Here is a 15,384-nt window from a genome sequence, read left to right as displayed (position 1 = left end):
GCACCGGTGAAACCAACCCACGCTGGCCCTGCCTTCAACCCAGCGGATAGGAGCACGCCTTGAAAGGAAAGCACCACCTCGGCCGGTGGTGGGCGCCGATCGCCGCCGTCGCACTGGTTCTCGCCAGTGTCGGTGTGGCCGACGCCCGACCGGCACCCACCCCCACGGGCCCCGGCACGTTCGCCGCGTCACCGGGCTGTGGCAAGACCCCGACACTGACCAGCGGCACGCACACGATCCAGAGCAGCGGCCAGAACCGCTCCTTCATCCTGAGGCTGCCCGACAACTACAACAACAACACCCAGTACCGGCTGATCTTCGGGTACCACTGGCGGGGCGGAACCGCAGGCGACGTCGACTCCGGTGGCACCGACGGCTACAACTGGTCCTACTACGGACTGCGGCGGCTGGCCAACAACAGCGCGATCTTCGTCGCACCCCAGGGCATCGGCAACGGCTGGGCCAACTCCGGTGGCCAGGATGTCACCTTCACCGACGACATGATCAGGCAGATCGAGAACGACCTGTGCGTCGACACGGCACAGCGCTTCGCACTGGGCTTCAGTTACGGCGGCGGCATGAGCTACTCGCTCGCCTGCAGCCGGGCGACCGTGTTCCGTGCGGTCGCGGTCTACTCCGGTGCGCAACTGAGCGGATGCAGCGGCGGCACGCAGCCCATCGCGTACATGGGTATCCACGGCATCAGCGACTCGGTACTCAATATCTCGGCGGGACGTTCGCTGCGGGACACGTTCGTCAGGAACAACGGCTGCACCCCGCAGAACGCGCCCGAGCCGGCGACTGGCAGCCGCACCCACATCACCACCACCTATTCAGGCTGCCGTGCCGGGTATCCGGTCGTCTGGGCCGCCTTCGACGGCGGTCACGGCCCCGGCCCCATCGACGGCGGTGGCGAAGGCTGGCGGACCTGGACTTCCGGCGAGGTGTGGAAGTTCTTCTCCGGAGACACGACACCGACCCCCACCGCTTTCCGGTTGCGCGACGAGTCCTCCGGCCGGTGCCTCGACGTCACCGGCGCGAACTCCGCCAACGGCACCCAGATGATCGTCTGGGACTGCCACACCAACGCCAACCAGCAGTTCGCGCAGAGCGGGCAGGCGCTGCAGGTGCTGGGCAAATGCCTGGACGCACCCAACAACGCCACCTCCGGCGCCCGAGTACAGATCTGGGACTGCCACGGCGGCACCAACCAACAGTGGAACGTCAACACCAACGGCGCTATCACCAGCGTCCAAACAGGACTATGCCTCAACGTCACCGGCACCGCGAACAACGCGGCCGTGAACGTGACGACCTGCAACAACACCGCCAACCAACGCTGGGCCAAAGCCTGACCGGGCCGGGTGAGGACAGCCACCACCGCTGCGCGGCCGTCCTCACCCACCAGCAGCGTCATCGAATGATCTTCATCGCTGTCTCACGAGGACGGTCGGTGTCGTGTTCACCAACGGATACAGGTTCGCGCTGGCGCTCCGCCGCCTGCTGTGCGCGCTGGCGACGGTGGCCCTGGCGTCGGTCGGCGTGTTCGTCAGCGCGCCACCCGCCAGCGCTGACACGAGCCAGTTCCGGGGTATGAACTGGGCTCGGAAAGGCGACAACTTCACGACCGGCACCCTCGTCCTGGACGGGTTGAGTGGATCCGACAGCTACGCGACCCTCCGTGCCAAGGCCGACGCCGTCTTCGCCGGTATGGCGAACCTGCTCGGCGTCAACACCGTCCGGCTGCGGTCAACACCCACACCGCCGACTTCGGCACCGGCCCGTTCACGCTGCACGTGGCGTCGTCAAATGAACGGCTCTGGCGCACTTTCGGTGGTGGTGTTACCCGAGGAGGATGCGGTGGCGCAGGAGTTCGATACCTCGGGCGAAGAATGTGCGCGTGGGGATAGGTCCACCTCGCGTGCGGCGGCGGTCCACTCCGCCAAAACAATCATGACCCCCACCGCACCACCGAAAGTGCGCCAGAGCCGTTCGTTTACAGTCCCTCACGTTTGTGGATGAAGTTGCGAGCTGATGCCCGGCTCCTCGCCGGGTTTCGGCGCGGGCCGGGCGACCGGGTGGGTATGACTGCTCCGGGTACGGATCGCCACGACCGCGACGAGGTAGGAGGCGCTCCAGAGGATGGCCATGACCGCGAGATAGGACAAGAGCGGCGATTGAACGTCGGCGGGGCCGAATGCCAGCCAGGCGACGGCCATGAGCGTCTCGGCGCCGCACCGGGCAACCGCGATGGGAATGGACTGACCGGCCATGGATTTGCGGCGGTACAGCATGACGAGCCACATGGGACCGCCGATGGCCAGGCAGGTGAGGAAGCCATAGATTCCGCGCTGGTCGTCGAGGGTGGAGTCGATGAGCGGAACCGGGAAGGCGCAGACCGCCAGCATGGCGATGATCATCACGTAGAAGATCGGGGTGGGTAGGTCGGGGAACTGGGTTCGACCGAACATCAGTATTTGAGCGAGAATGCCCAGGGAGAGAACGATGCCGACCGCTGACGCCCACGAGAGTGAGTCGATCAGCGGGGTCCAGTCGCGATAGGTGCCGGTCATGTTCCGAACGTCCCACGGCAGCAGGAGCATGAGGTAGATGATTGGCATTCCGTAGACTCGGCCGATGAATCCCTTGCGGAGTACGAGTGCGTACATCCCAAGGAAACATGCGTAGGAGGCGAGCAGTGCCGCGGTAAACATGGGAGTCTCTTTCGCCGGTGCTTACGGGGTCGAAGGCATGAGGTGGGCGGCGACGTCGGGGAGCATGTTCTGCCTCCACTGTTGTATGCACGCGGCCGTGTTCTCCGCGTATTTGGTCATGAGCGTGAAGTGGTTTCCGGGAGAGTGGATGGTGGTGTCGGCGAGCTCCCATGCCGCCTCGAAGTCCATGTCGGCGGAGGTGACTCCTTCGGTCGCGCGCACGAGCAGGCAGGGCGTGTCGATGGGCGTGGCTTCCCAGTCGAAAGTGATTTGCCAGTACCAGCCCATCGCGGTGAGTGGAGCGTGTTCCCGGGAGAAGAAGTCCCCCCACGTTTCGTACATCTCCTGGAGTGCCGCGGACAGCGCGGCTCGGGTCGTCCGCGTGGGGACGATCGTGTCGATCATGATGAGCGCGGTGGGTGGGTGCCCCATGTGCTCAAGGCAAGCGGTGGCCGCGTAGCCGATCAACCCACCGGACGAATGCCCGATGATCGTGAAGGGGCGGTCGCCGGCCAGCGTGTGGATCGCTTCCGCCTGCGTTCGCACCAGTGAGTGGAACGTCGTGGGCAGCGGTTCCTGATCGGTGAACCCGGGATTCGGTAGGACGGTGACCTGCCACTCTGGTGGTAGCGCCACGGACAGCTGGGAGTATTCGAAGTCGCCGATCGTGGGAGTAATGGTTTTCAGACACACCAGGTGTGGACTGTCGTCGCGACGCGCCAACACCGTCGGCGTCGCCCGCCTGGCCGCCTGGTCCGGGTCGTCGAACATCGAACGCAGCTTCGCCGCGTTGGCCAGCAGGTCGAAGGCATCGGCGCCCTGGCCTTGGGCGACGCCCCGGCGTACCAGGCTGTCCATGTCGTTCTGGAGCCGGCCATCGCGGGTCTCCGCGCTCGCAGCCGGCCGAGTTGCCAGCTCGCGGGCGAGCGCCTCCGGGGTGTCGTGCTGGAAGACGATGGTGACCGGCAGGAATCTGCCCAGCGCGTTCGCCAGGCGGTTGCGCAGGTCCACCGCCAGCAGCGAGTCGAACCCGAACTCGCGGAAGGGGCGATCGGGGGCGATGGCGGGCAGGCCGGTCACCGCTGCGGTGTGGTGACAGACCAGGTCGACTAGGTCCTGTCCGGTGAGGTGGACCTGGGGCGCGTCGGCTGCGGGCGTGCGGCCGCCACCGGCCACCTCCGCTCGCCTGGGCACCGTCACCAGCCCTTCGGTCCAGTAGCGCCGACGTTGGAACGGGTACAGGGGCAGGCCGATGGTGCGCGCCGCAGGAACGTGCGCCGACCAGTCGATGGGGAGGCCTTGCGCGTGCAGGCGGGTGAGGCCGTCGAGGAAGTAGTCGAGGCCGCCATGATCGCGTCGCAACGAACCGGCCACCACGATCGGCTGGGTGCCGCTCGATTCCTGCAGCGTCTCCTGGATGGCCATGGTCAGGATGGGGTGTGGGCTGATCTCGATGAAGATGGTGTGGCCGGCGGCGTGCAGCGCGCGCATCGCCGGCTCGAAGAGAATTGTCTGGCGCAGGTTTCGGTACCAGTAGCCCGCGTCGAGTTCGGCACCGCCGATGTGCGCGCCGGTCGTCGTGGAGTACATGGGCACCGTGCCTGGTCGGGGCGTGAGTCCCCCGAACTCGTCGATGAACATTTGCTTGAGGGGCTCGACGTAGGGCGTGTGGGCTGCGTGGTCGATCCGTACCACTCGAACCCGGATGTCTGCGGCTTTCCACACCTCCACGGCCTCACCGAGGATCTGCCGGTCGCCGCCGACGACCGTCGTGTTGGGACCGTTGAGGGCGACGATGGTCAGGGCGCCACCCCACCGTTCCAGCAGCGGTTCGACCCCGTCGGCCTGCAGTGACAGTGAGGCCATGCCGCCGTGACCCGACAGGGTAGTCAGCGCCTGGCTGCGCCGTACCACGATCAGCGCCGCCTCGCGCAGCGTCAGGGCGCCGGCAACGTACGCGGCGGCGATCTCGCCCTGCGACGTTCCGACGACGGCCTCGGGGCGAACCCCGTATGAACGCCACAGTTCCACCAGCGACAGCATGACCGCGAACAGCGCCGGCTGGAGCACATCGACCCGGTCGGCACCGGGTGCGTCGCGGTCGCCGACCAGGACGTCCATAAGGGACCAATCGGTGAGCGGATCGAGCTCCTCGGCCACGCGCAGCACGGCGTCGCGGAACACCGTGGAGGCCTCCACCAGCTGCCTGGCCATGCCCGGCCATTGACTTCCTTGACCGGGAAAGACGAAGACGCAGCGCGACGAGGCGGCAGCGGTGACCGGCAGGTTGTCCGAAGTGGACGCAAGGGCGTCGAGCTCGCCGAGCAGCGACTCGCGGGTGTCGGCCATGATGACGGCCCGGCAGGCCAGCGTCGCGCGGGAGGTGGCGAGCGAGTGGGCCAGGTCGGACAACCGGGTCGCCGGCTGGTCCCGAACCTGGTCGGCAACGCGGCGGGCCAACCCCCGCAGCGCGGCCCCGGTGTGGGCGGACAGCTGGCAGGCCGCCGGCCCCGGTGTGGGCGGCCTGCCGGGCTCGACGGGCGCGGGGGTCCGGGCCGGTGCCTCCTCGAAGATCATGTGCGCGTTCGTGCCGCTGATCCCGAAGGACGACACGCCCGCCCGCCGGGGCCCGTCGTGTTCGGGCCATTCGACGTGCTCGGTGAGCAGCCGCACGTCGCCAGCAGCCCAGTCGACCTGCGATGTGGGTGCGTCGACGTGCAGCGTCCTGGGGAGCTGCCCGTGCCGCAGGGCGAGCACCGTCTTGATGGCGCTGGCCGCGCCGGCCGCCGCCTGGGTGTGACCGATGTTGGACTTGAGCGACCCCAGCCAGAGGGACCGGCCGTCTCGCTCCTGGCCGTAGGTCGCCAGTAGCGCCTGCGCCTCGATCGGGTCGCCGAGACGGGTTCCCGTGCCGTGCGCTTCCACCGCGTCGACGTCCGCCGCGCGCAGACCGGCGTCGGCGAGGGCGCGCCGGATGACGCGCTGCTGAGAGGGGCCGTTCGGTGCGGTGAGGCCGTTGCTGGCTCCGTCCTGGTTGACAGCCGATCCCCGGATGATGGCCCAGATGGTCCGGTTGTTCCGTTCGGCGTCGGACAGCCGCTCCAACAACAGCAGCGCCGCGCCCTCGCCGAATCCGGTGCCGTCGGCGCCGTCCGCGAACGCCTTGCAGCGGCCGTCGGGGGCCAGCCCGCGTTGCCGGCTGAACGCCACCAGTACCGACGGTGTCGACATGATGGTCACCCCACCCGCAAGCGCGAGCTCGCATTCGCCGCGGCGAAGTGCCGCGGCCGCGAGGTGCAGGGAGACCAGCGATGACGAGCAGGCCGTGTCGACGCTGACCGCCGGACCCGTGCTCCCCAGGAAATAGGCGATCCGTCCGGACAGGACGCTGTCCGCCGTGCCGGTCAGCAGGTGGCCTTCGTCAATGGTGGCCGAACGAGGCAGGTAGGCGTAGTCCTGCAGGCCGCTGCCGATGAAGATGCCGGTGTCGGTGCCCCGGCGGGTGGTCGGGTCGATGCCGCCGTGCTCGAGGGTGTGCCACGCGGTCTCCAGCAGCAGCCGCTGCTGCGGATCCATTGCCACGGCTTCGCGCGGAGTGATGCCGAAGAACTCCGCGTCGAATCCAGGGGCGTCGCGCAGGAAGGCACCATGCCTGGTGTAGTAGGTGCCCGCATGGTCCGGGTCGGGGTGGTACAGCTCATCCAGATGCCAACCCCGGTCGGTCGGCATCGTCGAGATGGCGTCGACACCCTGGGCAAGGAGTTGCCAAAGCTGTTCCGGGGCGGTCACCTCGCCAGGCAGGCGGGTGCCCATGCCGATCACGGCGATGGGTTCCGTGTTCCGCGCCTCGAGCGTGCTCAGTCGCTCGCGGGTGCGGCGTAGCTCGGCGGTGGTTCGCTTGAGATATGTGCGAAGTTCGTCGGCGCTGGCCATGGCAGGCCTCACAGTTCGTTGTCGAGGAGGGCGAACAACTCATCGTCGTCCGCCTCGGCCAGAAAGTCCGGCAGCATCGTCGAGACGGAGTGGCCGGCGCCCGGCTCCGAGTCATCAGTACCGGTCAGCATCAGCAGCTGCTCGAGCACCGCACGGCGATCCGCCTCGTCGTCCATTGTGGACAATATGGCCGCCAGCTGGTCCAGCAACCGACGAGCGGTGATCTTGGGGTCCGGCCGGAGTTGGTTGTGCAGGTGCTGGGCGACCGCCGTCGGCGTGGGATGGTCGAATAGCACGGTCGGCGGCAGCCGAAGTCCGGTAGCCCTGTTGAGATGGTTGCGGAGTTCGACCGAGGTCAAGGAGTCGAACCCGATCTCGGCGAACGAGATCTCCGGGGCGATCGCGGTCGTGGCACGGTGGCCGAGTACCGCCGCGGCGTGGGACCGCACCAGATCGAGCAGGTCCGCCGCCTGGGTCGCGGCGGTGACGATCCCGGCCTGCTCGGCCGGCATCGGCGTGGACGGCGCCGCGCTCCGCGGGCGGACCCGGCGCCGGTGGTCGACCAAGCCCTGGAACAGTGGCGCGCGCACCGAGCGCGTGGCCACCGCCGCGACGTCCAGGCGCAGCGCGAGCAGGTGGGCCCGATCGTCGGACAATGCCCGGTCGAACAGGGCCAAGCCATCCTGTGTGGACAGTGCACCGATGCCCATCCCGGCAAGTCGGGCCAGGTCGGTTTCGCCGAGGCCACCGGTCATGGCGCTTCGGTCGGCCCACAGTCCCCAGCCCAGCGACAGGCCGGGCAGGCCCTGCGCCCTGCGCCATTGCGCCAATGTGTCCAGGAACGCGTTGGCGGCCGCGTAGGCTCCCTGGCCCGCGGTGCCGAACGTGGCCGCGGCACCGGAGTAAAGGACGAACGCGGCGAGGTCGTGCCGGCGGGTGACGGCGTGCAGGTGCATGGCGGCGTCCACCTTGGGCGCCAGCACGCGATCCGCGTCGTCGACGGTCACCGAGGTCGTCACGGCGTCCGCGAGTACCCCCGCGATGTGCACCACCGCGGTCAGCGGGTGCGCGGTGGGGATGCCGTCCACCAGGTTCGCAACCGCGTCGCGGTCGGTGACGTCGCAGCTGACGATCGTGGCCTCGGCGCCCAACTCGTTGAGGTCGGCCAGCAATTCCGGCGCGCCCGGGGCGTCGGGGCCGCGGCGGCTGGCGAGCAGCAGGCGGGTTACCCCGTGCCGGCCGGCCAGGTGACGGGCCAGGGCTCGGCCCAAAGTTCCGGTCGCACCGGTGACCAGCACGGTCCCCCGCGGGTCGAGCGCGGCCGGGACGGTCAGGACGAACTTGCCGACGTGGCCTGCCTTGCTCAGCTCGCGCAACGCGTCGGGCGCACGGCGGATGTCCCAGGTCCGCATGGGGGGCAGCGCAAGGGCACCGCGGCGGAACATGTCGACGACCTCGCGCAGGATCTGTCCGAGCCGTTCCGGTCCCGCGTCCAGCAGGTCGAACGCCGCGTACCGCACGCCGGGGTAGCTGGCGGCCACCTCGGCGGGCTGCCGCACGTCCGTCTTGCCCATCTCCACGAACCGCCCGCCCCGGGGCAACAGGCGCAACGAGGCATCCACGAACTCGCCGGCCAGGCAGTCCAGCACGACATCGACGCCGCGTCCCGAGGTGGCGTCGTGGTACTGCTGCTGGAAGTCCAGCGTGCGCGAGGACGCGATGCGGTTGTCCGGCAGTCCGACGGACCGCAAGTGCGGCCACTTCCCCGGACTCGCGGTGGCGAACACGTCGGCGTTCCACAGCCGGGCCAGTTGGGTCGCGGCTCCCCCGACTCCGCCGGCGGCGGCGTGGATGAGTATCGCTTCGCCGTCCCGCAGATCCGCCAGATCCCGCAGGGCGTACCAGGCGGTGGCGAACGTCGCCGGGACCGATGCCGCCTGGCTGAACGTCCAGTCCTGCGGGATGGGCGCCACCAGGCGGTGATCGACGATCACGATCGGGGCGAAACCGTTGGTGAGCAGGCCCATCACCCGGTCTCCCGCCGCGAGCCCGGCGACGTCGGAGCCGATCTCCAGGACGATGCCGGCACCTTCCGCGCCGAGCCCGCCCTCGTCCACCGGCAACCCCAGCGCGACGAGGACATCGTGGAAGTTGACCCCGGCCGCCCGCAGGCCGAGACGCACCTCGCCGGGACGCAGCGGCCGGCTCGCTTCCGGATAGGCCGTCAGTTCCAGGGCGTCCCAGGTGCTGCCCTGGCTGACCAGTCGCCACGCGGACACCGGCGGCACCGCCAGCAGGCCGGTGGCGGACGCCACCGCCAGCCTCGGCGCGTACACGCGATCGGCACGCAACGCGAGCTGCGGCTCACCGGTGTCGTAGGCCCGCAGCAGCGCCGAGAGGTCGGGATAGGCGTGGTCGGGGTCGAGATCGACCAACGTGATCCGGTCCGGGTGCTCGGTCTGGGCGGTCCGGAGCAGGCCCCACACCGTGGCGTACGCGAGGTTCGCGACGAGTTCGTCCGGCCGCACGGCGACGGCGCCCTCGGTGGCGACGACCAGGCCGGTCCCCGACAGGACCGGATCGGCGAGCCAGCCCTGCACCGTGGCCAGGGCATCGCCAAGGGCCTGGTGCGCCAGTTCCGCGACGGAGCCGGAAACCCCGGGCGGGGCGGCGAGCACGACCAGCGTGAGGTCGGGGCTCGGCGTGCCGCTGGTGATGGCGGCCCGCAGGGCCGGGACGTCCGGATACCGTTGCGCCCACGTTGCCGAAGAACCGTTCGCGGGGGCGGCGGGCAGGCCGGCGGCGATGACCGCCACCCGGCGGGGGGACACGGTGCGCTGGTCCGGGCCGGCGATCTCCTGCCAGGTCACCTCGTACAGACCAGCGTCGACGTCGCCGGCGGCGTGGCCGGCGGCCGGCGCATCCCGCAGGGTCAGCGACTCGATGACGGCGACGGTATTGGCATGGCTGTCCGTGGCGGTGACGCTGACCTCGTCGCGGCCGGTAGCCGACAGGCGGACCCGCAGCAGGGCGGCACCGGCGGTGAGCACCCGGACGCCTCGCCAAGCGAACGGCAGCCGGCGTCTCCCGTCACCGAGCACGTGCAGGCCCTGCAGCGCGGCGTCGAGCAGCGCCGGGTGCAGGACGAACGACTCGGCGTCGGTGCGCTGGTCCGGGCGCAGTCGCGCCTCGCCGATGAGTTCATCCGCGCCCCGCGACGCGTTGTGCAGCAGCCGGAAGGCCGGGCCGTACTGGTAACCGGCGCCAGCGAGGTCGGCATAGAACTCGTCGATGTCGATCGCGGTGACCGCCGATGAAGGCTGTGGCGTCGGACTGCTCGCGGTGGCCGGTGCCGTGGTGAGCGTTCCGCGTGCATGCACGGTCCACGCGTGCTCCGAACCACCCGGTCGGGCGCGTATCAGCACAGCCCTGCGGCCGCCGTCATCGAGCCCGCCGATCCAGACGCGCAGGTCGACATCGCCGGTCTCCGGCAGCACGAGGGGAGCCTCCTGGACGAGCTCCTCGATGGTGTCCATGCCCACCTCCTCGGCGGCACGCAGAGCCAGCTCGAGGAAGACCGTGCCGGGAAGGAGCACGGACCCGGCGACGGCGTGGTCGGCCAACCAGGGATGTGAACGCAGCGACAACCGCGCGGTGAGCAGCACGCCGTCGCTGTCGGGCACCTCGATGACCGCCTCGATCAGCGGGTGATGCGCGAGATCCAGTCCGAGGTGGGCGACCGCCTGCCGGGGCGTGGTGCCCGTCACCGGCGGCAGCCAGTAGCGCTGCCGTTGGAACGGGTAGCTGGGCAGCTGTACCCGTCGTGCGCCGTTCGGAGCCAGGACCGTGGTCCAGTCGACTCGGGCACCATGCGCGTGCAGTCCGGCCAGCGACTTCACCAGCCGAGCCAGGTCACCCTCGCCGCGCCGCAGCAGGCCGCCGACGTGGGCGACCGCGCCGTGTTGATCAAGTGTCTCCAGGACCGCCTTGCCGACCACCGGGTGCGGGCTCACCTCGACGAACAGCCGGTGTCCCGAACCGAGCAACGCCTCGGTGGCCTGTTGGAACTGCACGGTGTCGCGCAGGTTGCGGTACCAGTACTCGGCGTCCAGGCTGGTCGTGTCCACGAGCGAGCCGGTGACCGAGGAGTAGAAGGGGATCTCCGCCGGTCGGGGCGTGATGGACCGCAGCGCGTCCAGGATCTGGTCGCGGACCAGCTCGACCTGGGGCGAGTGGGATGCGTAGTCGACCGGGATCAGCCGGCCGCGGACCTTGTCCCGCTCGCACGCGGCCAACAGTTCGCGCAGCGCGTCGGCGTCGCCGGAGATCACGACGTGTGCCGCTCCGTTGACCGCCGCGACGGACAGCCGGTCCTCCAGACCGGTCAGTCGCTCCCGGGCCTGGTCGAGGGGCAGGACGAGCTCGGCCATGCCGCCGAGTCCGGTCAGCTCCACCAGCGCCCTGCTGCGCAGGGCGATGACCCGCGCCGCGTCGGGCAGGGTCAACGCACCCGCGACGACCGCGGCGGCGATCTCGCCCTGTGAATGGCCCAGCACCGCGGCGGCCGTCATGCCGAACGTGCGCAGGGCTGCCGCCAGGCTGACCATCATGGCGAACAGCGCCGGTTGGACGATGTCGGCTCGAGACAGGTCCGGGGTGTTGGGACGTCCGCGCAGGACGTCGAGCAACGACCAGTCGAGGTACGGACGCAACGCGGCGTCGCACTCCAACGCCCGGCTGGCGAAGGCCTCGCACGAGTCGAGCAATGCCGCGGCCATCCCCACCCATTGGGTTCCCTGCCCAGGAAACAGAAAAGCCACGTCACCCTCGACCACGTCGGCGGTGACCACGTCCGCGGACACGGTTCCGGCGTTCAGCGCGGCGAGCGCGAGCAGCAGGTGTTGCCGGTCAGTGGTGAGGACCGCCGCGCGGTGCTCGAAGTGCGTGCGGGTGGTGGCAAGGGAGTAGGCAAGGTCACCGACGGGGATGTCCGGGTGATCGGAGATGTGCCGGCTCAGTCGGGCGGCCTGGTCGCGCAGCGCGGAATCGGTGCGCCCGGACAGCAACACGGGAGCCGGCAACGACGGATCGGCGGGTTGGTCGTCCATGGGTTGATCCGGGGGTCGCTCGATGATGACGTGAGCGTTGGTTCCGCTGACACCGAACGCGGAGATCCCCGCCCGGCGGGGTGTTCCGTTGGCGGGCCAGTCGAGGGGCTCGGTCAGCAGCCGGACCTGGCCGCGCGTCCAGTCCACATGCGACGTCGGCTGGTCGATGTGCAGCGACCGGGGCAGCTGGCCGTGACGCATGGCCAGCACCATCTTGATGACGCCAGCCACCCCGGCCGCCGCCTGGGTGTGTCCAATGTTGGACTTGAGCGACCCGACCCACAGCGGGCGTTCCTTGTCGCGATCCTGACCGTAGGTGTCCAGTAGTGCCTGCGCCTCGATCGGGTCCCCGAGGGTGGTACCGGTGCCGTGTGCCTCGACCGCGTCGATGTCGCCCGGCGTAAGCCGGGCGTCGGCTAGCGCCTGGCGGATCACCCGCTGCTGGGACGGACCGTTGGGGGCGGCGAGTCCGTTGCTGGCACCGTCCTGGTTGATCGCTGAACCACGGACCGTGGCCAGCACGGGATGACCGTGCTGACGGGCCTGCGACAGGGTTTCCAGCACGAGCATTCCGGCGCCCTCGGCCAGACCGAATCCGTCGGCGGCTTCGGCGAATGCCTTGCACCGGCCGTCCGGGGCGAGCGCTCGCTGCCGGGAGAACTCGATGAAGGTGCCGGGATTGGGCATGATGGTCACGCCGCCGGCAAGGGCCAGGTCGCATTCGCCGCGCCGCAACGACTGCGTGGCGAGGTGGATGGCCACCAAGGACGCCGAGCACGCCGTGTCGACGGTGAGTGCCGGACCTTCCAGTCCCAGGGTGTATGCGATTCGTCCCGAGCAGACGCTGTCGGACTTTCCGGTCAGCAGGTATCCCTCGACGTCGTGGTCGTGCTGCGGCCCCGCGGCGTACTCCTGGTGGACCATGCCCACGAACACCCCGGTACGGCTGGCGAGCAGGCTCCTCGGGTCGATCCCGGCGCGCTCCACCGCCTCCCAGCTGACCTCCAGCAGGACCCGCTGCTGCGGGTCCATCGCAACGGCCTCGCGGGGGGAGATACCGAAGAAGCCGGCGTCGAACTCGGCCGCGTCGTCGAGGAAGCCGCCGTACCGGGAATAGGTCTTGCCCAGTGCCTCCGGGGCCGAGTCGTAGATGTTGGCGAGGTCCCAGCCGCGATCGCCGGGCAGGTCACCGACCACGTCCCGCTCCCCGGACAGCAGTTCCCACAGCCGTTCGGGGGTGTCCACGCCACCGGGCAGGCGGCAGGCCATCGCCACGACGACGATGGGATCGTCCTGAGTGGACGTACGTGGTTGGACGGCAGTGGACGCGGCGGGTTGCGACCCCAGGATTTCGTCGCGGAGGTGCCGGGCCAGTGCCACGGGCGTCGGGTGGTCGAACAACACGCTGGAGGGCAGGGTGAGGCTGGTGGCGCGGTTGAGCCGGTTGCGGATCTGCACCGCGGTCAGCGAGTCGAACCCGATCTCGGTGAACGTGCGATCCGGCCGCACCGCCTCCGGGCTGGCATGCCTGAGGACCTCTGCGGCCTGGCCGCGAACGATGTTGAGCAGCAAGCGAAGCTGCTGCGGTTCCGGTGTGCGCCGGAGTTCCGCGGCCAGGTCCATGACCGGTTTCTCGGTCGTGGGCGCGCGGCCCGGCGCGGGTTGCGCCTCGGGGATGTGCTGCAGCAGCGGGCTGGGTACATCGGCGGTGAACGCGGTGCGGAAGTTCGGCCAGTCGATGTCGGCGACCACGATACACGGATCGGCGCGGTCGACCGCAGCGTCAAGCGCCCCGATCGCCGTGTGTGGATCCATAGGCACGAGTCCAAGTTGAGACAGGCCTGTTGCGCCGATGGCAAGGCCGGCCCCCGCCCATGGGCCCCAGGCGATCGAGAGGGCCGCCTGACCCCGGGATCGGCGGTAGTCGGCCAGGCCATCCAAGACGGCGTTGGCCGCCGCGTAGGCGGCTGCGCCGGGGTTGCCGAGCACGCCGACGATCGACGAGAACAGGATGAACTGCTCCAACGGATATCTGGCGGTGAGGTCGTGCAAGGCCACCGCACCACCCACCTTGGCTCCCAACGCGGCGGCCCACTGGTCGGGGTGCGCGCGCTCCAGCACGCCGTCGCCCAACACCGCAGCGGTGTGGATGACCGCGGTGAGCGGATACCGCTCGGGGATGCTCGCCAGCAGCGCCGCCACCTGGTCCCGGTCGGACACGTCGCACGCGGCGACGGTGACCGCGACCCCGTGGTCAGCCAGTTCCGCCTCGATGGCCGCCACTGCGTCGGCGTCGCGTCCCCGCCGGCTGACCAGCATCAGGTGCTCGGCTCCCCGCAGGGCCAGCCACCGCGCGATCCGCGTGCCCAGCGCGCCGGTGCCGCCGGTCACCAGGACCGTGCCGTGTGGCCGCCACGGCCGCGCGGCCGATGTCGGGGCGGTGAACCGAACCATGCGCCGCGCGAACACCCCGGCCTGGCGCAGGCACAACTGGTCCTCGCCGCCGTCGGTCAATACGCCACACAGCGTGCGAGCGATACGGTCGTCGACGACCCGGGGCAGGTCGACCAGCCCACCCCAGTTGGCCGGCTGTTCCAGACGCAGCACGTGACCGAGACCCCAGAATTGGGTCTGGACCGACAGTTCTGCCTGATCGTCGGGCTGAGTGTGGACGGCGTCCTGGGTGGCGAACCACACCGGGACGGCCAGCGCGCCGTCCTGCAGCGCCCGCAGCAACTCCAGTGTCGCGACCAGGCCGCGGGTCAGGCTGGGCTGCTCGGGCACCGGCCGGCCATCGATGGCCAGCAGCGACAACACCCCGGTCAGCTCGGCGCGATCGGTGCCGGCTTCGACAAGGAGCCGGTTGAGCGCGACCCGATCCGCACCGTCCGGCACGGGGACAACCGTGGCGCGGGCGCCGCAGCGGGTCAGGGCGCGCTGCAGGGTGGTCACGCGGTCGTCGGCGATGAGTGCGGCGGGCGTTGCCAGCAACCAGCTCCCGGCCAGTTTCGGGGTCGGCCCTACGGCGACGGGTTGCCAGTGCACGCGGTAGTGCCAGTCGGCCAGGCGAGCCTGTGTCGTGACCGTGCGACGCCACTTGGCCAGGGCGGGCGTCAGAGGTGCCAGTGCCGCGTCGTCAACGCCGAGGGCGCGGGTCAGCGCCGGCAGGTCGTTCTCCTCGACGGCCGTCCAGAACGCCGCCTCGGCCCGGTGTCCGTCGACCCGATCCCGTGTGGCGGTGGGTTCGGGCTGGTGCCAGTACCGTTCGTGCTGGAACGGGTAGGTAGGCAAGTCGATTCGCTTGGCGTTCGGCGGGAACATCGCCGCCCATTGGACCGGCGCGCCGTGGACGTGGGCTTCGGCCAGGGCACGAAGCACCGCGTCGCTGTCCGCGTCGTTCGGCCGCAGTGTCGGCACGATCGCCGGGACCGAGTCCCCGGTCAGGCAGTCCAGCACCATGGGGCTCAGCACCGCGTCCGGCCCCACCTCCAGGTAGGCGGTCACCCCCTGCTGCTCGAGGAAGTGGATGCTGTCCAGGAAGCGCACCGGGTTGCGCACGTGCGCGGGCCAGTACTCGCCGCGCCCGATCTCCTCAAGGCCGGCCGGCCGGTCGCGTTGCACACGAGGGG

Annotated in this window: 4 protein-coding genes and 1 pseudogene; 2 read left to right on the top strand and 3 right to left on the bottom strand. The window is 69.9% G+C overall.

Annotation, left to right across the window (positions count from 1 at the left end):
* Nucleotides 1–59: 59 nt before the first annotated feature.
* Both WBA97_RS38645 and WBA97_RS38640 read left to right on the top strand, forming a co-directional pair.
* On the top strand, nucleotides 60–1,355 hold the full coding sequence (locus WBA97_RS38645) for a ricin-type beta-trefoil lectin domain protein (RefSeq protein ID WP_424236028.1): 1,296 nt from the start codon (nucleotides 60–62) through the stop codon (nucleotides 1,353–1,355).
* A 103-nt stretch (nucleotides 1,356–1,458) separates the two neighbouring features.
* Nucleotides 1,459–2,022 carry a hypothetical protein gene (locus WBA97_RS38640; protein WP_424236026.1) on the top strand — a complete coding sequence of 188 codons (564 nt, stop codon included), beginning with the start codon at nucleotides 1,459–1,461 and terminating at the stop codon, nucleotides 2,020–2,022.
* On the opposite strand, the gene WBA97_RS38635 is transcribed toward WBA97_RS38640, so the two are convergent.
* The 3 genes and pseudogenes from WBA97_RS38635 to WBA97_RS38625 form a co-directional block, all read right to left on the bottom strand.
* Nucleotides 2,007–2,603, bottom strand: coding sequence for a hypothetical protein (locus tag WBA97_RS38635; RefSeq protein ID WP_424236024.1), 597 nt, complete (start codon nucleotides 2,601–2,603; stop codon nucleotides 2,007–2,009). The two genes, WBA97_RS38640 and WBA97_RS38635, sit on opposite strands and share 16 nt — an antisense overlap.
* 132 nt (nucleotides 2,604–2,735) lie before the next feature.
* A pseudogene (locus WBA97_RS38630) lies at nucleotides 2,736–6,647 on the bottom strand (type I polyketide synthase); the annotation flags it as partial.
* Nucleotides 6,648–6,655: 8 nt separating this feature from the next.
* Entirely contained in the window at nucleotides 6,656–15,376 is an 8,721-nt protein-coding gene (locus WBA97_RS38625) for an SDR family NAD(P)-dependent oxidoreductase (RefSeq protein ID WP_424236022.1), read from the bottom strand.
* Nucleotides 15,377–15,384: the final 8 nt, after the last annotated feature.

Source organism: Actinophytocola sp., from assembly GCF_049647105.1.
Lineage (GTDB): Bacteria > Actinomycetota > Actinomycetes > Mycobacteriales > Pseudonocardiaceae > Actinophytocola.
This window is presented reverse-complemented; position numbering and strand designations above follow the sequence as displayed.